Annotated in this window: 21 protein-coding genes; 8 read left to right on the top strand and 13 right to left on the bottom strand. The window is 44.8% G+C overall.

Features of this window, described 5'->3' with window-relative positions:
* Positions 1–99 precede the first annotated feature (99 nt).
* From R7F67_RS12115 to R7F67_RS12095, 5 genes are all read left to right on the top strand, one after another.
* Positions 100–1,029, top strand: coding sequence for a phosphate/phosphite/phosphonate ABC transporter substrate-binding protein (locus tag R7F67_RS12115; RefSeq protein WP_053303129.1), 930 nt, complete (start codon positions 100–102; stop codon positions 1,027–1,029).
* Positions 1,029–3,185: a GGDEF domain-containing phosphodiesterase gene (locus R7F67_RS12110; RefSeq protein ID WP_225466642.1), complete on the top strand. Its 2,157-nt coding sequence runs from the start codon at positions 1,029–1,031 to the stop codon at positions 3,183–3,185. The genes R7F67_RS12115 and R7F67_RS12110 overlap by 1 nt, the downstream gene beginning before the upstream one ends.
* Positions 3,186–3,341: 156 nt before the next feature.
* Entirely contained in the window at positions 3,342–6,518 is a 3,177-nt protein-coding gene (locus R7F67_RS12105; RefSeq protein WP_225466643.1) for a response regulator, read from the top strand.
* Between the two features lie 9 nt (positions 6,519–6,527).
* On the top strand, positions 6,528–7,004 hold the full coding sequence (locus R7F67_RS12100) for a hypothetical protein (RefSeq protein WP_017633987.1): 477 nt from the start codon (positions 6,528–6,530) through the stop codon (positions 7,002–7,004).
* 1 nt (position 7,005) lies between these two features.
* Positions 7,006–8,097, top strand: coding sequence for a hypothetical protein (locus R7F67_RS12095; RefSeq protein ID WP_025766727.1), 1,092 nt, complete (start codon positions 7,006–7,008; stop codon positions 8,095–8,097).
* A gap of 146 nt (positions 8,098–8,243) precedes the next feature.
* On the opposite strand, the gene R7F67_RS12090 is transcribed toward R7F67_RS12095, so the two are convergent.
* The 4 genes from R7F67_RS12090 to R7F67_RS12075 form a co-directional block, all read right to left on the bottom strand.
* Positions 8,244–8,555: a hypothetical protein gene (locus R7F67_RS12090; protein ID WP_225466644.1), complete on the bottom strand. Its 312-nt coding sequence runs from the start codon at positions 8,553–8,555 to the stop codon at positions 8,244–8,246.
* Positions 8,556–8,757: 202 nt separating this feature from the next.
* Positions 8,758–9,192: a DUF962 domain-containing protein gene (locus R7F67_RS12085; RefSeq protein ID WP_005377800.1), complete on the bottom strand. Its 435-nt coding sequence runs from the start codon at positions 9,190–9,192 to the stop codon at positions 8,758–8,760.
* 119 nt (positions 9,193–9,311) lie between these two features.
* Complete coding sequence (locus tag R7F67_RS12080) at positions 9,312–9,665, bottom strand: MmcQ/YjbR family DNA-binding protein (RefSeq protein WP_017633985.1); 354 nt, start codon at positions 9,663–9,665, stop codon at positions 9,312–9,314.
* Between the two features lie 23 nt (positions 9,666–9,688).
* Positions 9,689–10,171, bottom strand: coding sequence for a MarR family winged helix-turn-helix transcriptional regulator (locus R7F67_RS12075; protein ID WP_017633984.1), 483 nt, complete (start codon positions 10,169–10,171; stop codon positions 9,689–9,691).
* 110 nt (positions 10,172–10,281) lie between these two features.
* Here R7F67_RS12075 and R7F67_RS12070 point away from each other — a divergent pair, with 110 nt between their 5' ends.
* The gene (locus R7F67_RS12070) at positions 10,282–11,169 is read left to right on the top strand and encodes a DMT family transporter (RefSeq protein ID WP_042522534.1); all 888 of its coding nucleotides are present in this window, start codon (positions 10,282–10,284) and stop codon (positions 11,167–11,169) included.
* Between the two features lie 132 nt (positions 11,170–11,301).
* Here the strand turns inward: R7F67_RS12070 and R7F67_RS12065 are convergent, their stop codons facing one another.
* The 9 genes from R7F67_RS12065 to R7F67_RS12025 all read right to left on the bottom strand — a co-directional run bounded on the left by R7F67_RS12065 (position 11,302) and on the right by R7F67_RS12025 (position 22,048).
* Entirely contained in the window at positions 11,302–12,624 is a 1,323-nt protein-coding gene (locus R7F67_RS12065; protein WP_213903618.1) for an EAL domain-containing protein, read from the bottom strand.
* A 519-nt stretch (positions 12,625–13,143) separates the two neighbouring features.
* Positions 13,144–14,415: a 4-aminobutyrate--2-oxoglutarate transaminase gene (gene gabT / locus R7F67_RS12060; RefSeq protein WP_225466645.1), complete on the bottom strand. Its 1,272-nt coding sequence runs from the start codon at positions 14,413–14,415 to the stop codon at positions 13,144–13,146.
* Positions 14,416–14,429: 14 nt separating this feature from the next.
* On the bottom strand, positions 14,430–15,857 hold the full coding sequence (locus tag R7F67_RS12055; protein ID WP_225466646.1) for an NAD-dependent succinate-semialdehyde dehydrogenase: 1,428 nt from the start codon (positions 15,855–15,857) through the stop codon (positions 14,430–14,432).
* Between the two features lie 54 nt (positions 15,858–15,911).
* Positions 15,912–16,994, bottom strand: a complete 1,083-nt coding sequence (gene aguA, locus R7F67_RS12050; RefSeq protein ID WP_225466647.1) for an agmatine deiminase — start codon at positions 16,992–16,994, stop codon at positions 15,912–15,914.
* Between the two features lie 12 nt (positions 16,995–17,006).
* A complete protein-coding gene (gene aguB, locus R7F67_RS12045; RefSeq protein WP_225466648.1) occupies positions 17,007–17,873 on the bottom strand; it encodes an N-carbamoylputrescine amidase in 867 nt (288 codons plus the stop codon).
* A 17-nt stretch (positions 17,874–17,890) separates the two neighbouring features.
* Positions 17,891–19,168 (bottom strand): NAD(P)/FAD-dependent oxidoreductase, encoded by a 1,278-nt coding sequence (locus R7F67_RS12040; protein ID WP_054574096.1) that lies wholly within the window; start codon positions 19,166–19,168, stop codon positions 17,891–17,893.
* A gap of 37 nt (positions 19,169–19,205) precedes the next feature.
* Positions 19,206–20,690 (bottom strand): aldehyde dehydrogenase, encoded by a 1,485-nt coding sequence (locus R7F67_RS12035; protein WP_225466649.1) that lies wholly within the window; start codon positions 20,688–20,690, stop codon positions 19,206–19,208.
* A gap of 35 nt (positions 20,691–20,725) precedes the next feature.
* Positions 20,726–21,283 carry an HTH-type transcriptional regulator PuuR gene (gene puuR, locus R7F67_RS12030; protein ID WP_005377813.1) on the bottom strand — a complete coding sequence of 186 codons (558 nt, stop codon included), beginning with the start codon at positions 21,281–21,283 and terminating at the stop codon, positions 20,726–20,728.
* An 18-nt stretch (positions 21,284–21,301) separates the two neighbouring features.
* Complete coding sequence (locus tag R7F67_RS12025; protein ID WP_005377814.1) at positions 21,302–22,048, bottom strand: gamma-glutamyl-gamma-aminobutyrate hydrolase family protein; 747 nt, start codon at positions 22,046–22,048, stop codon at positions 21,302–21,304.
* A gap of 340 nt (positions 22,049–22,388) precedes the next feature.
* Here R7F67_RS12025 and R7F67_RS12020 point away from each other — a divergent pair, with 340 nt between their 5' ends.
* A complete protein-coding gene (locus R7F67_RS12020) occupies positions 22,389–23,732 on the top strand; it encodes a glutamine synthetase family protein (RefSeq protein WP_053306915.1) in 1,344 nt (447 codons plus the stop codon).
* 18 nt (positions 23,733–23,750) lie between these two features.
* On the top strand, positions 23,751–25,226 hold the full coding sequence (locus R7F67_RS12015) for a Na+/H+ antiporter NhaC family protein (protein WP_005377816.1): 1,476 nt from the start codon (positions 23,751–23,753) through the stop codon (positions 25,224–25,226).
* Positions 25,227–25,430: the final 204 nt, after the last annotated feature.

The raw sequence follows: 25,430 nt of genomic DNA, 5'->3' as shown, positions 1-25,430 counted from the left end.
ACAACGAAATTTGTACATCATACTGTTTTTAAGATTGATTTCGGCACATTGATAAATACTAAATATTACTGACATGCACCAGAAGGAAGTTGAAGCCGGATGAAACCTGCCTGCACTCTGTTATTACTCACTTTGCTGAGTTCACCTTTTGTTGTCAGTGCACAAGAAAATATTGAGAAAACATTCACATTTGGCATTGTGTCCAATAAAGCCCAAAGCAAAATCAAAAAAGCGACGCCCCTTACTCAGTATGTAACTGAAAATATGACTGAATATGGTTACGCAAAAGGGGCGGTAAAGGTATTTAAAAATTATCGTCAGCTCGCGGTTGCGCTTGAAAATGGCACCGTTCAAATTGCAACGGCGACCCCCTTTAATGCGATGACCTTAGAAAAGGAGTCTAATAGCCAAGTTCTTGCTATACGATGGAAAAAAGGCCTGCAAAAATATCATACGGTGTTCTTTACTAATAAAGAGAGTGGCATTGAGTCACTTTCTGACCTGCGCGGAAAAACGCTTGTTTTCGAAAAGCGCACGTCTACCAGCAGCTATTACCTACCTGCGATTACATTGCTGAACCACGGAGAAAAACTGCAATACCTTCCCTCTCCTGATGACAAACCGGCCAAAGACAGCATTGGTTATTTATTCCTTGATGAGCAACTCGCTCAGTCAAATGAAATCAACCTATCTGTATGGGTATATAAACAGAGAGTTGCAGCAGGAGCATTCAGTAACTTCAACTGGAACAATCCCAAAGATTTGCCAGAGAACATGAAAGACAAACTAGCGATTTTTTCTCGTTCTGTTGAAATACCCAGGGATTTGATTCTCGCTTCTCCAAGCATGAGCCTAGAGCAACAGCGTAAAATCACGTCCATACTGCTTGATATGGATACAACTCACGAAGGCTCTCTCGCACTTAAAAAGTTTCAGAACACCAAAAAATTCAGCGCGCTTACTCCAGAAATGCGAGCCTCCTTAAGTACAGTGCGCAAGTCAGTTCACTTGTTACCGAAGGTGGATTGATGTTTCAAAAGCTCTCACTCGAAACCAAATACATTTGCTCGACAATGTTCGTTGTCTTGTTTGTTGTGGTGATAAATCTTGCGTTATACATGCACGGTTACGATGCATATTCAAATAGCTTAACTCAACAAATCACGAACAACTCTCAAGAAAAAACAGAATCTTACGTTAAGCAAAAAGGGTTGGTTTATGCAGAGCTATTATCAAAACAGCTTTTTGATCCACTCTATACAGACAATATCAGTCAAGCGTATGAGCAAATTAAGGCAACATTGAGCCAGCCAGATGTCTCGAAAATACATGTTGTTGACAATGAAGGGCTAATCTTTCACGACGGCACTACTCAGCTAAGGATGTTTGCCCAACCTCATCACCGCTCTCCTTTTATTTTGAAAGCAATAGAAGAATCCAGAACTCTCGTTTCCTTTTCCAAGCATCAGTTGGAGATCGCAGCGCCGATTCAGCAATCAAATATTACTCTTGGGGCGGTATATCTTGAGCTTAACTTGATACATCTACTGGAAGAGCAAGAACAGAACATTGAACAAGTCCAAGCGATTACCTCACACGATAAACAGAAGATGTTTAACTTGCTGCTAACGATCAGTGGGATATCCGTTCTATTCGGTAGCATCATCGCTTATGCTTTGGGGCGGTCGTTAACTAAGCCACTCAAGCAACTAAAAGATCAATTTTCAGAGTCAAATACCCAAGCGCTGCCAGTCACCGACATACAAAGCAAAGATGAAGTGGGAGAACTTATTTCGGCGTACAACAAAATGTCAAACAAAGTGAACCGATACACCAGCCGAGTTGAGTTCATGGCGTACCACGATATTCTGACTTCCCTGCCAAACCGAGAAAAGTTACTCATTGATATTCAAACGCAAATAACTGACCACAAATCTCCCTCACTTGCGGTTGTGTTTATTGACTTGGATGACTTTAAGCACATTAACGATAACTACGGACATAACATTGGGGATAAATTGCTAGGCCATCTTGCTTCAGAGCTTCAAGGCCGTTTGCCGAGTTATTTTAAGCCGCTTTACCGCCTTTCTACCATCGTAAGTCGAGTAGGTGCGGACGAATTTGTACTGGCCTTTCCGTGCTCGGACAATCATGAAGCTAGAGAAAAAGCGCACGCTATTCATCGCCAACTACTCTCTCCCTTTAGTTTGGAAGAGAACGATATTCAAATTACGGCAAGCCTCGGAGTTGCTGTGTATCCAGAATTTGGTTCAAACGCTGAGTCTCTTTTACAGCTTTCTTCTCTTGCGGCGCAGGAATCCAAAAGACGCGGTAAAGACATTATGACGATATACGATTCCACGTTTGATGAAACGATTAAACAACGTTTATACATAGAACGAGAACTGCGTCGTTCAGTACGTAACTTGTCTCAATTCGAGCTGTGGTATCAACCACAATTTGATCTAAAAACCTATCGCCTAATTGGGGTCGAAGCATTGGTTAGGTGGAATCATCCCGAGAAAGGTTATATCAGTCCAGAATCGTTTATCCCGATCGCAGAGCAAAGTGATTTAATATTGGAGCTTGGAGAACATATCATTAAGACGGCAGTTGCTCAGCGGGCAATGTGGGCAGAACATTTCGGTACTGATTTTCACATTGCACTAAACTTGTCCCCAAGACAAATCTATCGCCAAGATTTAAGTCAATTATTTTCTAAGTATTTACGACGACATGATGTCGCCCCTCAAACCATTCATGTTGAAGTGACAGAGTCACTTTTTATTGATGATACAGAGAAAGCTCAATATGTGCTTAAAAAACTACAAAGTATCGGAGTGGAAGTTTGGCTAGATGACTTTGGTACGGGGTATTCAGCCCTTGCCTACCTACAACATATGGCTTTTGACGGTCTCAAGATTGATCGTTCATTTATCGCTCAAATCCGAAAAAGCGATCAAGACGATTCATTAGTTCGCGCGATTGTATCCATGGCTCACAACCTAAGAATGAAAGTAGTAGCCGAAGGCGTAGAAACTCAAACTCAACTCACACGAATGGAGTCTCTCCACTGTGACGTCGTACAAGGTTTTTTCTTAGGTAGACCTGTACCTGCCGAGGAATTGATTGCATTTGAATACCAACGAGGGAGTGGCGCTCAAAGCGTCAATCACTTTGCTTAGAACGCCGTTTTGTTAACTATTGCCGCTTAGCGCATTAGTACTCGTAATGCAATATCGGTCACACTTCCCCCACCTCATTAATATGAATTTTCTCTTAAAATCTAACATCTGAGATAAATAAACTACACTTTTCATATCAACTTCTTGGATATGGAAATGCGCGTGGTAGGAATCTTTTCTTGGAACAACCTGTCGGTAAAACAAAAGCTATTTGGGTTGGTTTTGCTGCCAATTTTATTGTTGCTTGTCCTCGCGGGTAAACATGTACAAAGCCTTTCTATCCAGGCTCAGGAACTACAAAAAGCACAGTTATTCTCTGTCTACATCGACCGCGTATCTTCGCTTTATCACCTACCGAATAACCCTGATGTAATAGATAAGCAACTAAAAACTCAGCAGATATCTCAATTGTTACGCGACACCGCTGCACCAGTATTCGGTGAAAACGCTGAGATACTAAACCAGTTGACAAGCTTTGAGGAAGCAACCCTCTCGATGCTCTCTTCGCAAAATCAAGAAGAAAAGTTAGATGCGGCAGAGTGGCGCGCTGATACGTTCAAAGAAATCCTCATGAGCTTAGACAAAGTCTATTTTAGAAATGTGAGTTATGAAACAAACACTCACCTTTCTTCTTTGATGCAACTTGAATGGTTGATGTTTTGGTCCACTGAAGAGCATAGATTAAGCGAATATTTGATTCGATCTTCAGAGGAAAATAACGAGTATGACCTCACAACACAGGCTTTTATCCAATCTTTAATCCAGAACCAACAACTATTTCTAGAGCGTTTTGTGACGCTAAATGCCAATCAACAACAAGTAGATCTGCTCATTGAGACGTTTACGGGTGAAGTCTTTATCAAAAGCCAAGAGTTTCGTGCTTATTTATTGCAACCAGCTCAACTCAAATCATTAACCCCGGATGAGATTGATGCGGGGTTATCTGCACTCAACAAACGCTTATCGTTATTACAAAGTGTTGACGACAAAATGGAACAACAGCTGAGTGATGATATATCAAAGACAATCAACACGACGACACAGCACCGCTTTACCTTTATCGCAATGATGAGCCTTTTAACGCTGTTGGTCGTAAGTTTAACGCTAAGATTGGTGCGAAAAGTTACTGGAAACTTGAATCTAGTCCTCAAATTTCTCAGTAACGAAAGCAATGAACAAAGTAACACTGAAAATTCACCTCTTGCTCAACTAATAAAGGGTAAAGACGAGCTGAGTAAGTTTGCTCGAGAGGTAAAAAAGCTTAGTGATGAGCGGATGTTGTCCAGACTAAAGCTCACACAAGCTAAAGAAGATGCAGAACAAGCAAAAGATGATGCAATTAAGGCGAGTAAAGCCAAAAGTAGCTTTTTGGCCAACATGTCCCACGAGATCCGCACGCCGCTAAATGGCGTTATTGGCATCTCTGAAGTGTTATCCGATACTTCCCTGACTGCCACACAACGCGATTACGTCGACACGATTGAAACCTCCTCCCAACTGCTTTTGAGTTTAATTAATGACGTTCTAGACTTCTCAAAAATTGAATCTGGGATGTTGCTCATTAGCCCACATTCAACTTGTGTTCGAGAGTCTATCTATGACATTGCTTCTATCATTTCACCGAAAGCAAAGGAAAAAGGCATCGATGTGCAAGTCAACATTAGCCGTAACACGCCTTACCACGTAATGTTGGATGACCATCGTATACGCCAAGTTGTCATGAACTTCATGTCTAACGCGGTAAAATTTACCGAACAAGGCAGTGTAGAGCTATCGGTCATCACCCGCGAAATTAAAAATGGTGAAGCGGTCATCGAGTTTTCCGTTAAAGATTCTGGGATTGGTATTGATGCCCAGCAGCAAAAGAAAATATTTGCTCCATTTGCCCAAGAGGATAACTCTACTACCCGACAATTTGGGGGAACTGGACTTGGGCTTGCCATTAGCACGCAATTAGTTGAGCTAATGGGTGGAGAAATTCAACTTGAATCCGAGAAAGGTAAAGGCAGTCGCTTCTTCTTTGAACTAACTGCTCCTGTTGTGACGCAAGAGTTTAACGCTTATCACGCTCTGAATCACAACGATATATGGATTGTATGCAGCAGTACTCAACTAGAACAAAAACTGCGTAACGAGTTAAGTTTTTTCAACATCAATATAACGCAGTCAGTAGATACCTTAAGTGCGTTGCCAACGTGGATTGATAACGAGCGCGTTATCGTTATTCATGTAGAAGCATCACCAAATGCAGCGGCGATGCATATCGATGAGATAGAAAGCCTTTGTAAACGAAACATTCGTGTCTGCCTCATCAAGCACCTCCATAGCCCACAATTCGACTTTAGAAACAGTATCAGCGCCTTGGTCACTCAGCCACTACTAGGGCAGCGCTTAATTAAAGCACTTGAAAGTTGTGCGGCAAATTTCTCGCACGCACAACAAGAGAGCACTTCAGCGCAACATGTTAAATCTCTGCCGAAAATTTTGGTCGTTGATGACAATACGGTCAATCAAAAAATCGCGGGGCTACACGTCACAAAAGCTGGCTTCGACTTTGATGTCGCTGTAAACGGACAAGAAGCGGTTGAGAAATTTCAACAGAATCAATACAGCCTAATTTTAATGGACTGCATGATGCCCGTAATGGATGGATTTGAAGCCACCCAAATAATTCGTCAAATAGAAGTAAAAGAAAAACGCGCTTTCAGAATTCCGATTATTGCTCTAACGGCAAGTGTGGTCGATGACGATATACAAAAATGCTTTGACGTTGGAATGGATGACTATGTGCCCAAACCGTTTAAAGCAGGGTTGCTCAAAGAGAAGTTAGATAAGGCAATAGGGTTACGCGTTTCCAACACGACGCCTGCTGAACCACACCAAGAGAACACTACTCCCGATAAAACTCATGAACTACCTGCAAGTTCTGAGCAACCAGAAGCAACGGTAACGCCTATTCGCTCCGAACGCATCTTGCTTGTCGAAGATAATAGAGTGAACCAGAAAGTGGCTTCTCTATTGCTATCTAAAGCAGGCTATCAATTCGAAGTCGCAGAAAACGGACAAATTGCAGTCGAAATGTTCCAAAAAGATGGAAAGTTTGATGTTATTTTGATGGATTGCATGATGCCCATAATGGATGGGTTTGAAGCTTCTAGGCAAATTAGAGCTTATGAAGCGAGTAAAGGATTAGCTAAGACGCCCATTATCGCATTAACAGCAAGCGTCGTTGATGATGATATTCAACGCTGCTTTGATTCAGGAATGGATGCCTACGTACCAAAGCCTGTGCGCAAAGAAAAACTGTTGTATCAAATTGAACAAGCAATGTAGGTGGATTCTATGAGTAGAAATCATTCTCGCGTTGCTTTTCCTTTGCGTTACATAAAACGCTATCTGTTTATTCTGATTGCCCTTCTTTCATTAAATTGCCAAGCTCTCGCTGCAGAGAGCTACGCCGTTTTCTCATTTAATGACGAATTCTCTCCGCTCACTGTCAATAAAGCGCGAAAGTTGTACAGAGGGAAGACGCAACTTTTACAAGGCCAGCGAATTGAACTCTCTGACTGGCCTGCGACATCAACAGAAAGAGCTGAGTTCTATCGTTATCTTCTCAACAAAAATTTAGCGCAAATGAACGCGCATTGGGCAAGCTTGTCTTTTTCAGGTAAAGCTAGACCGCCAAAAGTGATTGCACGCTCCAGCATTGATGACCTCATAGCATGGATGCAAGAGAAGCCGAATAGAATTGGTTATGCCCCAACATCGAGCGTCCCTAGTAATGCTCATGTTTTATGTGTGGTTAGCTCGGAGAATTGATATGAAAAAATATTTAACCATGTTATCGCTGAGTATCGCGACCTTTCCGAGCTCAGCCACGATTGAACTAACAGAACAACTTTCTTTAAGTGGTTTTGGCTCTACTTCGTGGGCAAAATCCGATAACCCAACTACGTTACTAGTTAACCGCTTTATTGGCGATGAATCTTGTTTCGATTGCGATACCACTTTCGGCATGCAGCTCGATTATTTTCACAAGGCATTTCGGGCATCCGCACAAGTCGTAAAGCGCCCGCAAGACCATTGGAGCTCGCCTCAGCTCGAGTGGGCGTATTTGGCTTATACCTATCAAAACATAGAAATACGAGGAGGACGCTTAAGACTGCCACTGTTTTTGATGTCTGAGTACAACTATGTCGGCCACGCTTTTACCCAAGCCCGCCCACCGAATGAGGTATATGACAGCATTCTAGGTATCACGGCTTATAACGGCCTATCTGCACGCTGGATTCATGACCTCAATGAGCAAGTCGTACTTACCGCCATGCCGTTTGTCGGGTTTAAAGACAATAGTGACGTAACCATCAATGAACGTACTGAATTGGAAATTGAGTCAAACAATACTGCAGGGATGAACTTAACGCTAAGCGGAGAGAGCTATCGTTGGAATTTTTCCTACCTCCACGGCGATTATGATCAAACAACGACGCTCTCTAACATTGAGCAGTCCACTCCCGGTGGCGGAACCACAATCATTGACCGTCTAGTTGAAACAGAAAAAAACAACACGATCGATCTGTTCTCTCTAGGGTTAAGATACGAGCTCGATAACATTGTGATTATGGCAGAAGGACAGACCAGCAATCTTTCCTCATCTTGGTACGCGACAACAAGTTATAATGTAAACAAGCTGACTCCTTATATTGTTTACGGTCAGCAGTTTAATAGTCGGGATAAAAAAAGTGGAGACAGTTTCTTACTCGGGTTGAGATATGACCTAGATTACAACGTTTCCCTGAACGCAGAATGGCAAAGGTTCAACGCCTACAATAATAGCTCTGGCGCGTTTTCATCAGCCCCAAAGGATGACAGTGCGAGCCTTTATACGCTAATGCTCAACTTCGTTTTTTAATGTTTCTTACAGTACCAATTTCCACAACACTGGGGGCTGCTGTATTAAGAAGGCTTTTTGCAACACATAACTAAACGCTAAACGACTGGAAGGGATAGAATCGTTCAGATAGGTAAGTGGCAATCCAAACAGAGACAAAGGTTACTCTATTTCGGTTTGTTTTGATTGCCTTTTAACCGCTTTTCTTTGCGTCGCAGTGCCCGGAAAAACTTTGACTCTTCGTGGTACCAACCAAGGACACTAATTGGAAAGCCCACGAGCATCATAATAAAAACATCCGCAGGGAGTTGTTCCCAAATGTCGCTTAAAGAATGCAGCTCTCCCAAAATGAACAAACCGATGACTTTACCAAGCAGTAATGCACAACAAATCATAAAGAAGGACTTTAATATATAGTGCCATTTGCCTTTTTTACGCTCTTCTCTCCAATAGGCATATTTATATTGTCGGTCGTACATTCATCCCCCTAAAGTAAACTTGCCGTAAGTTTAAGTATCTCGATAGCGTAAAGTGCGTTGGCACCTCTTTAATCATAGTGCGTATCTAAAGTGAATGCTTGTCGTGGCAATAAGAAGGAGAGGTATTCTGTAGTAAGAGCTACATAATCTCTGAACGTTATATGTCTTGTGTCATTCGGATGATGCCTGATTTTGCTTATCGCTAGTGTTTTCTGAACACCCAAATCGGGCCGATGAGTAGAAACTGTAAATCCTCAAAAAACGACGGTTTTTTACCTTCAATCTTGTGACCGATAAATTGCAATATCCACAATACGCCAAACAAAAGCATAGAAATATGCAGAACGGGCAACATCAATACCTCTAGAGACCAAATAAGGCCAATGCACGCTAATGTGTAGCCGATCATCATCATGAATACGCTCAGAGACAAACGAAAATAGAAAACCCAAGTGGGGATCACCGCTACCCAAACCCAATTAAGTTCGAAGCCTAATAATGAAATCTGGGGAATCGACCAAATAAGTCCAACCACAGAAAGGTAGATACCTGGAACTGCGATTGTGTGAATCTTTTGGTTGATAGGGTTTTGGTGACTCTCCCCGTATTCTTTTAGCCATTCAGATAATGCTCGCATATCATTCCCCTTTTCCACCTTCTTATTCTTATATAGCCCGAGGATGAAAAAGGTGCGAATTTTTCCGTAAAGGCTACGAGCAACGAGCGACAAAACAACAGAGGCCAGTGCGTTGCCGATTACTCACCAAGCAACGCTCGTTGTGCTTTCGGCAGCTTGGCAACGACAAGAGCATAAGAGCGTTCACACAAGTCTTGAATCAACCCATCCTCGACATCACCGTTAAAATAAACCGTTATCCAATGACGCTTATTTAAGTGATAACCCGGGATAATGTCCGTAAACTGCGACGTTAAGACTTCTCCATCTTCTGGTTTTACTTTTACGCTGACATACTCCCGACCGTTTCTCTCTGCAATGATGGCAAACATCTTGCCTTTGATTTTGTAAACAAGCGCTTCAGGCCCAAATGGGAAATCGCTTTCTGCACACATGAAGGTACTTAAGTATTGTTCTAGTTCTTTGCTTTTCATATCCCCTACCTCCTTCTGCGTTCTCACTCAAATTGTGGCAATAGCAATTTTAACGCCTGGTTAACCTGCTCTTTTTCATTGCCTTCTAAACCATGCAATAACGATTGCTGAACGTCTACATGCTCCAAAATTAGCTTGTCAATTAAGGTTAAGCCTTGCTCTGTTAGTTCAACGGTGACGCTACGTCGGTCTTCTTTACTATGGGTTCTGGTAATAAACCCTTTCTTCTCAAGTTTATCTAAGCGATTAGTCATCGCACCCGAAGTGAGCATCATCGACTCTATTAACGCTGAGGGAGTAAGACAATATGGTGAACCAGCTCGACGCAGTGTCGCTAACACATCAAATTCACCCATTTTCAGGTCGTACTTCTTATGTAGCTCGGCGACCCTAGATTCCATGTGTTTTGCAATTCGCATTAGTCGACCCATTATTGCCATCGGTTCAGTGTCGAGGTCTGGCTTCTCCCTAGCCCACTGCTCTACCACTCTATCAATTGCATCCATTATTTCTCTCCAAACATCATATATTTTTTATTTTAACATAAAGATACTTTACAAAAAGCCACCTTGCCGATATCGTTACATTTAATTATCTCTACATAAAGATATTTAACATGAACATTTTACTTGCGATGATTCCTGCCTTTTTTTGGGGGACGACTTACGCTGTTACTCAGTTTACTCTACCGGACTGGCCTCCCGTTTTACTTGGCGCTCTAAGGGCACTGCCTGCGGGTCTTTTGTTGCTGGCAATAAAGCCCTCGTTTCCAAAAAGAAGTGAGTGGAAGGTGCTGCTTGTTTTAGGAACCATCAACATCGCTTGCTTCTTTGGTCTCATTTTTGTCATGGCGTTGACGCTTCCTTCTGCCATCTCTGGTGTTGGTATGGTTTCGGTCCCCGTTTTTGCGATGCTGTTTGGTTGGGCGGTCTACAAACGTCAGCCTAGTGGCATTCAAGCAATAAGCGGCGCAACTTTGATTGCTTTAGCTTGGTTCTTATTTGATCCTAGCTCTATTTCTCTCGAACCCGTGGGTTTACTTGCGATGATCTCCGCCATTATGTGCATCGTGATAGGAAGTAGCGTAACAAAGTCACTAGGTACAAAAATGCACTGGTGGACAGTACTAACATGGCAGCTCATTTTGGGTGGCGTGATTATGTCTATCGCAACAAGTGTGCTGGCGATAAACAATCCAGAGCCATATGTTACGGTCGTTCAGGACGTATCCATGACGAATATTCTAGGGTTACTGTGGGTAATTATTCTGAACACCGCATTAGGGTATGGCATGTATGTATGGTTATTGCAGCGGATGTCGGTCGTAGATTTTACCTTTGGTGGTATTGCAAACCCAGTCGCAGGCATTGTTTCGGGCCTACTGCTATTGGGGGAAACGTTCACTCCTCTGCAATACAGCTTAATGCTAGGAATGATCGTAATGTCATTACTACCTCAGCTCATTACGTCGATCAAAGCGAAAAGAGCCGCACTCTCCTCCTAAGTAACGTTAATTCCTAACACTCTAGAAGTAATGAGAGTGTTAGGAATCCTCAAGTGTGACCCCATCAGCAGAAATCAGCGCTAACCTAGGCAACTGACACCTTTAAAACGGTACGTTTTGACGTTATGGCTGTTAAGCGCTTGCAAGGTTAGTCAGGGGCTCTGGTTTAGCGTAAACATAACCTTGAATAAGGTAAATCGCATGCTGAGCCAGGTATTCGACTTGAGCCTGGCTCTCTACACCTTCTGCAATCATCTCACATTCCGCTTTGTTCGCTGCAGACACAATTGAGTCCAGCACTTTCAACTTTTGGTCGTCAGATCCTATTGGATCAATGAACATCTTATCCACTTTTACACACCGGATGCCCAAATCTTGTAGGTAAGAAAAGCCACCATATCCGGTACCAAAATCGTCAATTTTGAACTTGTAGCCTTTATTCGTTAAATACAAAATCTCTTTTTTCGCGGCCTCAGTGTCTTTTACTGGTATTCTCTCGGTCAATTCAAAATGAATTCTATTCGAGATTGGCCAATTTAACTCCGACAGCAACTTCGTTAATACACCTGACTCTAAATGGGAGGAAACAATATTGATACTGACCCACGTATGCTCGGGTAAGTCACTTAAGTCTTGTATGATTTTACGAATAAGCTGATTCGTCATCGGGATAATCAGGCCACTTTCTTCTGCAGCACCAATAAACATATTTGGTGGCACCATTCCATCACGTCGCGACCATCGAATCAGAGCTTCGTATCCTACTGTCTTACCATCGCGACTATCGACAATCGCCTGGTAGTAAGGAATAAATTCTGCATTACTAATCCCATTTTCAATTAGACCAGTAATGGATTTTCTCAAGCTTTTACCAGATATGTATGCAAAGGCAGTCGCAAGACCAGCAAGCACACTTACAAGACCGCCCCACAAAAGTACTCTTTCCTGAGCATAATTTTTAAGTTTTTCACCGCTGTATATCTTGATGAGCATGTTGGCTTGAGACTCTCCTGAAAAGAAAAACTCTTTTGAGAGTGCGTTTTCTTCTCCTGCAATATTCGCTTTGCCACGGCTTATCGTTAAATCACCAAATATTGGTTCATCATACTTAAACTCTACAAATAGGCAGTCTTTGCAAGGCGTTTTTATTACCTCGTTAACCCAACTGTTATCAAGTACCCAGAAGACTTCAACGTGTTCATTATCATAAATGACCATCCACTCTATTTGGTCATTCTGTTGCGGCAAAATAAGTGATGCGAAAAAGTTTTCATCCATCTGAAATCGTTCACTACTAGATGGGCGAGACACTTCACTACCAACCGTGGAACACGTTTTTCCGCCTTCTGTGGTCATCGCAATAAAACGAATGTAACGGTTATAAAAACGTGGGTCGCGTAAAGTTCTTACATCACTATCACTACAAGTAAAATCTAACTGAGCAATCTGCTTCACTATTGCTCCGTCCAAATAGGCAGACCTTTGATTTAAATAATCTACGTAAGTATCTATTTTCGACGCTTTTACCGAGTTGACGTAAAAGTTGGTTATCGAATGAAAGGCCACTACAAATATGGCGATGGGAACTAAGCCGAGTAAAATGGCATACCTTGTATTCTTTGTTATCAAAGTTCGTCCTGCTAATCTGTCAAGCAACCTAAGTGGGATATGAATACTATCTCATTTTTATAGTCCAAAAAGTGAGGAATGACGCTCAATAAAATTATAGACTCAAGTGGCTTTCAGATGTCGGGATTTAGAATGTGAGCACCAAACCACATTCGAGGAGAACAAAGTAGCGACTAAGTGAAAAGTAAGAACGAGCCCAACTGTTAAGTCATCCGTAATAAAAGTGACAACTTGGATCTTGAGCAATACTTTTTAGATAGGCAGCAGATACGCTAAAAAACAAAAAGGAAACGATTGATGCCAACCGCTTCCTTTATTTGTTATTGCTATTTAAAAGTGCGTGAATTACGCCACTTCAATAATCACTTTTTCCAATTTATCTAGGCCTTCATTTAGCACGTCAGATTCGATGGTCAGTGGAGGTAACAGACGAATCACGTTCGCTTTTACCCCACAAGAAAGCAGGATAAGACCATTTTCTTGCGCTTTAGAAATCACCGATTTGGTCATCTCTTGTAGCGGCTTACCTGATTCTGGGTCAGTAAATTCAATCGCCATCATCGCACCCGTAGTACGGATTTCACCAATAGCAGGCACAGATTGTTGCAGTTTGGTCATACGTGCATTGACCACTTCACCGATGCCCATCGCTTTAGCACACAAATCTTCTTCTTCGATGATTTTCAGCACTTCAAGACCAGCAACACAACCGAGTGGCGAGCCTGCATAAGTACCACCTAAACCACCAGGCAGTGCGGAGTCCATTACATCCGCTTTACCAACAACAGCTGAGATTGGGAAACCACCAGCAATGCCTTTCGCCATTGTCATTAGATCGGGTTCAATGCCTAGGTACTCCGTCGCAAACATTTTACCGGTACGGGCAAAACCCGTTTGGATCTCATCCGCAATCAGCATGATACCGTGCTTGTCACACAGTTGACGCAAGCCTTGTGCAAACGCTTCAGGTGCTTTGTAGAAGCCGCCCTCACCTTGTACTGGCTCGAAGATGATCGCCGCAACACGTGATGGTTCAATATCACAAGCAAATAGATCGTCGATCGCTTGTAAACTTTGCTCAACGCTGATGCCGTGAAACGCATTTGGGTACAGCGCGTGGTAGATTTCGTTCGGGAAAGGACCAAAGCCCGCTTTGTACGGCGCAACTTTACCAGTTAACCCCATAGTCATGTTTGTGCGACCATGAAAGCCGCCTTTAAACGCTATCACGCCGCTACGGCCTGTATGAGCGCGTGCCACTTTTACGGCATTTTCGACCGCCTCGGCGCCAGTAGTAAGAAAGATCGCTTTCTTCTTAGTCTCACCTGGTGCAAGTTCTGTCAGCTTTTCAGCCAGCTCAACGAATGACGCGTACGGCGTAACCATCGCGCAGGTGTGCGAAAAGTTATCCAACTGAGCTTTTACCGCTTCGCTAATGCGCTTGTGAGAATGCCCGGTGTTAGTCACCGCGATACCCGCTGCAAAGTCGATGTATTTGTTGCCTTCGATATCCCATACGTAAGCGTTTTCTGCTTTCTCGACGTACAGTGGGTACAGTGCGCCCATGCCTTGAGCGATAACTTGGCTTCTTCTTTCGTGTAGTTGTTGGTTTGTCATTGTTTTGTCCTTAATTAGTTGCCGCCAAAGCAGAGATATTTCACGTCCATGTATTCATCGATACCTTGTTTTGCTCCTTCACGTCCGATACCGGACTGCTTAACACCACCGAAAGGAGCCACTTCAGTAGAGATCATACCTTCGTTAATGCCGACCATGCCGTATTCGAGCGCTTCTGCGATTTTCCAAACACGGTGAATGTTTTGGCTGTAGAAGTACGACGCGAGACCGTAGATGGTGTCGTTCGCCATTTCGATCAGCTGTTCGTCGCTGTCAAAACGAATCACTGGCGCGACAGGGCCAAAGATTTCCTCGGAAACAATCTTCATGTCGTGAGTAACGTCTTTGAGAACCACTGGCTGCATAAATAGACCATCGAGCTTTTTAAGTTCTGAAACCGGCTTCGCGCCTTGCTCGATAGCACCATCGATCAACGCTTGAATGCCTTGCTTCGCTGACTCGCTGATCACTGGACCAATGTTGACCCCCTCTTCCAATCCGTTACCAACTTTGAGCTGCTGAACCGCAGCGTCAAACTTAGCAACGAATTCGTCATACACTTTGCTGTGTACATAGAAACGGTTCGCACAAACACACGTTTGGCCTGCGTTACGGAACTTCGACGCCATCGCACCCGCCACGGCTGCATCAATGTCGGCATCATCGAATACGATAAACGGCGCGTTGCCACCGAGCTCCATTGAGGTACGTTTAATGTCCGCCGCGCTTTGCTGCATCAGCACACTACCAACTTGGGTAGAGCCAGTGAAAGACAACTTGCGAATCAACGGATGCGAAGTGAAGATAGCACCGACCTGACGGGAGTTTTCCCCCAATACCACTTGCAGCACATCGCGTGGGATACCCGCTTGATAGGCAAGCTCTGCAACCGCAAACGCTGACAGCGGCGTGGATTCAGATGGTTTTACGACAAAGCTACAGCCTGCCGCTAAAGCTGGCGCTGCTTTGCGCGTGATCATCGCGATTGGGAAGTTCCAAGGCGTAATCGCACAGGCAACACCAATTGGCTGTTTGATGGTCACCAAACGCTTGTCTGCACTTGGGGCAGGAATCGTCTCGCCGTAAGTGCGTTTCGCTTCTTCAGCAAACCATTCGATAAAGCTCGCGCCGTAAAGCACTTCACCTTGAGCTTCCGCTAGCGGCTTACCTTGCTCTAACGTCATCAAACGGCCAAGGTCGGCTTTGTTTTCTAGCAGGAGTTGGAACCAACGATTAAGCATGCCAGCGCGCGTTTTTGCTGGCAGTGCCGCCCACTCTTTCTGCGCCACACTGGCACGTTCAATGCCATTTAAAATGTCGTTTTCGGTTGAGACTGGTGCGTACCCGAGGAGTTCTCCGGTCGCCGGATTAGTCACTGCAATGCCCTGTTGTGGATTCGCTACCATAAACGAAACAAGGCTTTGGTTTTGTATCTGTTGCATGGTCATTCCTTTTGACAACTCATCATCGCCGCTAAGCCAGCGGCGAGTTTATGTTTAAGCAGGGATCTGCTGCGTAATGCAGTGGATGTTCCCTCCGCCGAGTAGAACCTCTCTCGACGGTATCGCGATGATTTGGTATTCCGGCATCGCGTTTTGCAAAATATCGATCGCCATAGCGTCGGTCTCTTCGTCCAGCATCGGCAAGAACACATGCTCGTTGACGATAAGAAAGTTGGCATAAGAGGCACTTAGGCGTTCGCCAGCTTGTCGACTCATTCCTGAACTGGCGTCAATGCCATTGGCTTCGCGCTCGCTGTAATGCAACGGACCCGGTAATGGCAAACGGACAATTTCAATCTCGCGCCCTCTCGCATCGTGCTGAGATTTCAGTACTTGTTCCGCTTGACGAGATAACGCGTATTGCGGATCGCTTGGGTCATCGGTCCAACTTAGTACCACTTTACCCGGTGCGATAACGTGCATCAGGTTGTCGATATGGCCGTCTGTTTCGTCATTGAATAAACCATTTGGCAACCAAATGACTTTTTCGATACCGAGGTACGCCTTTAACTGCTCTTCGATTTGCGCTTTGCTCAACTGCGGATTACGTCCTGGGCTGAGTAAGCACTCCTCTGTGGTGTAAAGGGTGCCTTCACCATCGGTGTGAATCGCCCCTCCTTCAAGTACAAACGGAGCACGGTAATGATCAATACCGATGATGTCGCACACCGAGCCAGCGACAAGGTCGTCCTGCTGCCAGTTGTCGTAAAGGCCGTTGTATTCGCCGCCCCACGCGTTGAATTGCCAACTAATCCCACGGCGCTCGCCCGCTTGGTTAACAAGCACGGTCGGCCCGATGTCTCGCATCCACGCATCGTTAAATGGGATTTCCACCAAACGTACGTCTGAGTGGAGCATTTGACGCGCTCGGTCAAAGTTGTGCGAGCATACCGCCACGCACACATTGGTCACATCCGCGATTAAGTTCGCGATTCTGGCAAAGGTTTCTTGCGCGGGTAATGCGTCATCACGCCAGTTGTCTTTCCTTTCTGGCCACGCTAGCCAAACTTCACTAACCGGCTGAAACTCAGCCGGAAAATAGAAGCCATCTTGCGCTGGTGTTGTCGATAACTTCATTTTAATGCCTCTTTAAACGGCTAGTTTGCCAACGCTGGTGTAAAGGTCTGGACGACGGTCGCGGAACAAGCCCCATGCGTGACGCGCTTTCGCTGTCGCAGCAAGGTCGATTTCTGCGTAAATGATGGCTTCACCTTCACGTGGTGCTTCGGCAATTTTTGCACCAGTGTGGTCAGTGATAAAAGAAGAGCCGTAGAACGTCGTCTCGATACCATCATCGACTTCAGTGCCCACTCGGTTTGACGCAATCACTGGAACGAGGTTTGCTGCCGAGTGACCTTGCATTGTACGTTGCCAGTGGTCACGTGAATCCAGTGTCGGATCTTGAGGCTCAGAACCGATTGCAGTTGGGTAAAAAATCGCTTCCGCGCCGTGCAGAGCCAAGCTGCGTGCAAGCTCTGGAAACCATTGGTCCCAGCAAATGCCAGCACCGAACTTACCGAACTTGGTTTGCCACACTTTGAAACCGGTATCGCCAGGGCTAAAGTAGTATTTCTCGCTGTAGCCCGGGCCGTCAGGAATGTGTGACTTGCGGTAGTTATCTAATACCGTGCCATCGGCATCTATCATCACTAGCGAGTTAAAAAACGTGTTGCCCGCTTTTTCAAAGTAGCTGACTGGAATAACCACGCCGAGCTCTTTAGCCAGTGCACTCATCTCTTTAATAAGACGACAATTCTCCGTTTCTTCTGCAAGCTCGAAATACTTTGCTTCTTGTTTTTTGCAGAAGTAAGGCGCAGCGAACAGCTCTTGCGGAAGAATCACGTTCGCACCGTTTTGTGCTGCTTCACGAATCGCCTTTTTTGCTTTGGCTAAGTTATCTTCCAGATCCCAGCTTTTCGTCAGTTGAAGGGCTGCAAATTTCACCACTTTGCTCATTGGATATTCCTTATCTCTTAAATCGCCAGTTTGTCACGTAGGTTGTAGTAAGCCGCGCCCATTGCCGTAAACGGAATTTGGAAGTGGCGGCCACCTGGGAAGGAGTAATGTTTCAGTGCAGCAAACGCATCGAAACGTTCAGCGTGTCCGGTCAATGCTTCTGCCAGCAACTTACCTGCTAGGTGAGTACACGTTACACCGTGACCGCTGTAGCCTTGTAGGTAGTAAATGTTGTCTGCAAACGAGCCAAATTGCGGCATGCGTGAGTAAGTCAGCAAGAAGTTACCTGTCCAGGTGTAATCAATCTTGATGCCTTTCAATTGTGGGAAGACTTTTTCCATCTTCGGACGGATCAGTGCTTCGATGTTTTCTGGGTCACGTGCTCCGTAAACCACACCACCTCCGAACAACAAACGCTTGTCGGCGGTTAAGCGGAAGTAGTCAAGCAAGTAGTTACAATCTTCAACGCAGTAGTCACTGGTCAGCACTTGTTTTAGCTGCTCATCACTCAAAGGCTGAGTCGCCACCACTTGTGTGCCGCACGGGATCGCTTTGTTGCTGATGTTTGGTGCCAAACCACCAAGGTAGGCGTTACCTGCCAAAACCACGTACTTGCTCTTCACGCTGCCTTGCGCTGTTTTCACTACTGGGTTAATCCCTTTGTCAATCGATACGACCGCCGACTGTTCGAAGATTTGGCCACCCAGAGAAATAAACGCAGCGGCTTCACCTAACGCGAGTTTAAGCGGGTGAATGTGACCACCGCGCATATCCAACAAGCCACCAGTGTACACTTTGGTCCCTACCGCTTGTTCTACTTCTCCTGCGTCAAGCAGAGTCAGTTGGTCGTTGCCGTAACGCTCCCAGTTCTTCTTATGTTCTTCTAGCCCTTTGAGTTGTTTACTGTTCAGTGCCGTGAACAAGCCGCCTTGCTTGTAATCACAGTTGATGTCGTATTTGTCGATCAGACCACGGATGATATCGCCGCCTTCAAAAATCATATCGCACAGAGCTTTGGCTTGGTTTTGGTCGTAACGGCTTTCAATCACGTCAACATCTCGGCTGTAGCTGTTAACGATTTGGCCACCGTTACGACCAGTTGCTCCAAAGCCCACTTTTGCGCTTTCTAGCACAACAACTTTAAAACCTTTTTCTGCAAGGTGTAGTGCAGAAGAAAGACCAGAAAATCCCGCACCGACTACACACACATCGCACTCGATGTCGTTTTGCAACTGTGGGTATTCCGGCATGTTTGGCACAGAGTGCGCGTAGAACGAATCCGTATGCTTGTTCATAGAACTATTCCTTTATTTATCGTAATCGTCAGCAGGCTTAAGGATGGAGGCGAATCCAAGTGGTTTTGGTTTCGGTGAATTTTGCAATCGCGTGGAGAGACTTGTCTCGACCATTTCCGCTCATTTTGAATCCGCCAAATGGGACCGTCATGTCACCTTCGTTGTAGTTGTTGACCCAAACCGAGCCGGCTTGCAGTCGTTTTGCTACGCGATGAACGCGGTTGATATTGCTGCTCCAAAGTGCAGCACCTAAGCCGTACTTCGAATCGTTAGCGATCTCAATTGCTTGCGCTTCATCTTTGAATGGAATGACACACAGCACCGGACCAAAAATTTCCTCTTGGGCGACACGCATCTTGTTGTCGACGTTGTCTAAAATGGTTGGGGAAACAAATGCGCCCTGCCCATCGACATCGCCACCACAACGTACGTTTGCACCTTCTGATTCACCTAACGAGATGTATTCCAATACTTTTGATTTATGATCTTGGTCGATGAGTGCACCCATGGATGAACTTGGGTCCATTGGGTCTTTTGGCGTGAACGCTTTCGACGCTTGAATAACTTTTTCTATAAACTGCTCTTTGATGCTTTCGTGAACAAGCAGGCGGGTTGCCGCGACGCACACCTCACCTTGGTTGTAGAAACACCCTGCGGCGGTGTCTGCTGCTGCGCGGTCTAAATCATCACAATCTTCAAACACGATGTTCGCGTTCTTGCCGCCCGCTTCTGCAAACACACGCTTTAGGTTGCTCTCACCCGATCTGACCATCAGTTGACCTGCAATGCGCGTCGAGCCTGTGAAGGCGATGCAGTCTACGTCTTGGTGTTTCGCCAACGCGTCGCCAGCTTCATGACCAAAACCCGTAACGACTTGGAAAACGCCTGTTGGTAATCCCGCTTGAGAAGCAAGTTGACCTAGAAATATCGCGGTGAGAGAAGATTTTTCTGACGGTTTTAGAATCACGCTGTTACCAGCGGCTAAAGCAGGACCAAGCTTCCAGCACGCAAGCCAAAGGGGAAAGTTCCACGGTACAACTGCAGCCACCACGCCAATTGGCTGATGAGAAATAAAGGCATGTACGTCTTTTTCCGTTGGAGCAACTTCACCGTACACTTTGTCGATCGCTTCAGCGTACCAGCGTAAAGAGTTTGCTGCGCCAGGAATATCGGTAGAGAAGCTGTGAGAGATAGGTTTACCAGTATCGAGAGTTTCTAATAGTGCTAACTCTTCTTGGTGTTGATCAATCAGGTCAGCAAACTGTTTAAGCACTGCTTTGCGATGAGCTGGGCTGCTTTCACTCCAGATACCAGATTGAAATGCTTGGCGAGCGTATGATACCGCGAGATCAACATCTTCATTTTGGCAACGGGCGATTTCGGTGAATATCTCGTCTGTTGCTGGGTTAACTACCGGGATGGTTTGCCCTGTTAAAGCGGCACTGTATTCACCGTTAATGTACGCCCTGTTTTCGATGTTTAGATTGTTTTTTAGTTCAATCCATTGCTCTTGGGTTTTCATACGCTCTCCTTGTGATCACACAAGGCAAGCCCCCACTAAAATGTGGTTGGCGTATGCGCACTTATCATTCGACAAGCCTTGTCTGTGTGATTTGTAAATCGATGGGGCTTCGTCGTATCAATAATGTACGACTCGCCCGCTGTTATGACATGAGATTGCCCTTTATATTCCAGAGTGATTTCACCCTCTAATACGGTGCCAATCTCTTCGCCTTCGTGTTTGATTTCTGCCGCACCAGTGGTTCCATAAGGTGCGTATTCCTCGATCAAGAATCCGATAACTTGATCTTTGTCGCCATTCGTTACCAGTTTCATGGACACCGTCTCGCTCCCGATTTCCACAAGATCTGACGGCTTGATGACTACTTTCACTTCATCGTTCGAAGGTTGTTCAAAAGTGAAAAACTCTGATAACGATAAAGAAAATACATTAACGATTTTTTGTAGTGAGCTGACCGACGGGCTCACTTTGCCATTTTCAATGGATGAGATTGCACTGTGGGTAATACCAGCGCGCTCGGCTAGTTCCCTTTGTGACAATCCATGTTTTTTTCGTAACTGAACAATATTTTTACCAATCTCTTGATTGTCCATTCATACAGCTCCAAACGTTTAACGAGAGGTAGCCATCATAAATTCATTGAACAAAATTTGAGAGAAATGATTGGTTTTTGCTTCCCATTCTGGGTGCCACTGCACGCCAACGAAAAATTTTTGATTAGGAAGACTAAATGCTTCTACCAAGCCATCCGGGGCTTTAGCTTCTACTTGTAATAGAGGAGCAAGCTGATCGACGCCTTGGTTGTGTAGTGTGTTCACTTCAAAGAAGGTGGTATTTTCCCAATGATTTTGCACCAGCCATTGTTCAAATAAGCTCTGCTTTTGAACTAGTACAGCGTGTGCTGGCGCGTATTTTTGTTCGAAATCTTCAACAGGCGCTTCACGATGGTCATTGAAGCCGGAGTCATGAACGGCTGGGTTTAACGAGCCACCAAGTGCGACATTCATCTCTTGAAAGCCGCGGCAAATACCAAGGCACGGAATGTTTTGGTCAACCGCATGACGAATTAACGTGAATGAGAGCTCATCACGAGCTTCATCTTTGTAGCTCTCTTCGTGCGTTGCATTGTATCGATGTGGCGCAACGTTAGAGTGGCTGCCAGGAAAAAGAAAACCATCACATATGTCTAGGATGGTGGTTACGTCATCGCCCGACATGTCGGGAGCCAACATAATCGGTAGTCCTCCAAAATCCTTTATGGCGCGAAGGTAAAAGTCGTTGACCGCTTGTATCTGATAGCCACCCAACTCTTTAGCGCAGCTAACCACACCAATGATGGGTTTGTGTGTATCTGCCATGATATGCCCGTGTTCGATTTATTTAACACAAACCCTACAAACCATGTACAAAATTATCAACACAGATGACCATTATTATCGTCACAACGTGATCTGACGCACTTTTTAGGCTTCAAAACTGAATATTTATGCTCATTATATTGAACAAAACAAAACCAACTGTTACAAAATAGTTAACAGAAAGACATAAAAACCAGCCGTTAAACATCAAAAACACAGTGTAAGTGCATGTTTAAATTAAAAATAACCTAAAAAACAAACAACTCGCTCAGAGTACTGTAATTTATTTGTTAATTTGGTTATTTCTAATTTCTACTCGTCAGGCTATTTGGAGAAGAAAATGGAATCGTATCTACAGGAAGTAAAAAATTTTAAACAAAAATGGCCCGATATTGAATTTATCGATCTCATCTTTACCGATATAAATGCCACCCCAAGAGGAAAACGCATCCCGATAGATGCTCTAGAAAAACTGAATAAAGGTGTTGCCCTCCCCCTTTCGACCATCACCCTAGATACCAAAGGTAACGTCGTTGAAACAGCCGGGTTGGGAGAAGATCTCGGAGAACCAGATAATCTCTGCTATCCAATCAGCGGCACCTTAATGCCGACGGCAAAAGAACAAGTTGGTCAGCTACTGCTTAGTATGATGGATGAAACCGGGCAGCACCCTAACCCACTGTTCATCCGAAACATTCTCGCTTCTATATTGCAAACACTGCATGCTAAAGACCAATATCCTTGCGTCGCGCTCGAGCTGGAGTTCTATTTAATAGACAAAACCCGCGGCGAAAATGGCGAACCATTAACGGCAATTAACCCCACGAAAAAAACTCGAGAAAAAGATACCGAGGTTTACGACCTTGATGGACTAGATGACTACGCTGATTTCTTGGCCGACCTTAATCGAATTGCATTAGAACAAGGTTTAAACACTTCCGGAGCCCTATCTGAATCGGCACCAGGGCAGTTCGAAATCAACTTCAACCATTCTAAAGATGTGCTTCGAGCATGTGATGAAATCATCATCGCAAAACGCTTGATTCGCCAGGTCGCTCATCAGCACGGATTTGACGCCACATTTATGGCGAAACCTTTTAGTGAGCAAGCGGGTAATGGCATGCACATTCACCTCAGCTTGGTTGATACAGATGGTAACAACCACTTTAGCCAACCAGACGGTCAAGCGAGCGCCTTCTTCTATCAAACCATGGCAGCGATGCTGTCACAAACATCCGATGCCATGGCCCTAATCTGTCCTAACGTTAACTCTTACCGTCGCTTTGTTCCTGGCGCTTACGTCCCGACCAAAGCCGATTGGGGAGAAAACCACCGCGGTGTTGCGTTGCGTGTGCCTATCAGCGATAGCAAAAATCGCCGTATAGAGCATCGTATAGCAGGCGCTGACGTTAACCCATACATTCTCGCTGCAGTAGTACTTTCCGCAGTATTAGCGAGTGAAAGCTACACCAAAGATCAATGTCCACCGACTCTCAGTGATGATGCAATTGAGTTACCTCTGCGTATGTCAGAAGCTCTAGAGCGACTGGAGCACAGTGAGCTAGCTCAATACATCTCAAGAGATTTTATCGATTTGTATCTAGCTTGCAAACAGAGTGAACTCGCAGAATTTGAGCGAGCGATTACTCCATTGGAAATCGACTGGATGTTGCACTCGGCATAAACAAAGGAAATGAACTTTATGACTACGCAGACCAAGGCGCTGGATGCGCCTCTTAAAATCAACTCTCAACACATTATTGTTTCTTTAATCTCGGTTGCGACGTTTGTCTTTTTTACCACAATCGGTTTGAACCATGAGGAAGGCGAAGCCTACGGATGGATGAGTCTTTTACCAACGGCGTTGGTATTGGTCTTTGCGCTGACAACACACCGAACTGTGGAAGCCCTCTTTAGCGGCGCTATTGCCGGTGTTCTTCTGCTTAACCCAACTGAAGCGGTGGAACAGATTGTTGATATTTCCATGAGTGTAATGATGGATGAAACTATTGCTTGGATCATCCTCGTTTGTGGTTTGATGGGCGGCCTAATTGCTATTTTGGAGAAAGGCGGCAGTATCTTAAGCTTCTCCGACATGCTGGTCACGAAAGTAAAAAGCCGTAAGCAATCGATGCTGATGACCTTTGCTTTAGGTATTCTGATCTTTATCGACGATTATTTGAATGCGATTGCAATTTCTTCCTCAATGAAAAAAGTTACGGACGGCTACCAAATCTCGCGTGAAAAGCTCTCATATCTTGTGGATTCAACCGCCGCGCCTATCTGTATCCTCGTACCGATTTCCACTTGGGCAATTTTCTTCAGTTCGTTGCTAGAAGCAAACGGAGTAGCAGAAGCGGGAGATGGTATCAAAGCATACATTGAAGCTATTCCATACATGGCTTACGGCTGGGTAACGCTGGTGATTGTTTTGCTGGTTGCAATGGAAAAGATCCCAGATCTAGGTGCGATGAAAAAGGCAGAAAAGCGTGCGAAGAATGGTCAAGTTCGTCCAGACGGTGCAACAGATGTCGACTTTGGCCCCGATGTATCTGCACATACCAACCCAACCATGGGCCTTGTCAACTTCTTGTTACCAATGATCGTACTTGTTGCCGCAAGTTGGTATTTTGGTATCGATCTACTTGCTGGTGTTTTCGTCGCGTTAATCTTTACTATTAGCTTTTACGGCGCACAAAAACTGATCTCGATGAACGACATGTTCGAAGCTGTTTATGATGGCATTAAAGTTATGCTACTGCCGCTTGCGACCGTTATTGGTGGTTTCATGTTGAAATCGGTCAACGACTCATTGGGCGTCACGCAGTATGTCATTGAGACCGTCAGCCCTTACCTGTCAGCGTCTTACTTCCCTGCGATTATCTTTATGATTACGGGCGCGTTGGTATTTGCAACGGCATCGTCTTGGGGAACGTTTGCAGTAGCGATGCCAATTGTTCTACCTTTGGGCGAACAGCTTGGTGTGCCTCTACACTTAACCGTTGCAGCGCTGCTTTCAGCATCAGCGGCAGGGAGCCACTCTTGTTTCTTTAGTGACTCAACCGTGTTATCTGCACAAGGTTCAGGCTGTACAGCAATGCAACACGCAACCACACAGTTTCCTTATGCGTTGATTGGTATTGTTGCAACCGCGATTTTCTTCTTCATCATCGGTTAGCCCCTTTATCTAATTGCAAAACCCTGCTCAAAAATAGCGGGGTTTTGTTCTATCAAGTCAAATGATCCTCTTAAAACTACTTTACGCGCGTTCAGTATAAAAATACTCAAAGACATACAGCTGCACTCAATAAGGGTTTGGTAAACCTAATATTTTTGGTTTACGCTTAGCGAAGCGTTTATTGTGCAGCAAGGCAGCTTTTGA

It is taken from the genome of Vibrio sp. YT-17 (assembly GCF_033337375.1).
Taxonomy (GTDB): Bacteria; Pseudomonadota; Gammaproteobacteria; order Enterobacterales; family Vibrionaceae; genus Vibrio; species Vibrio alginolyticus.
Note: the sequence above shows the minus strand (reverse complement) of the source record. Positions and strands in the feature narration are given on the sequence as shown.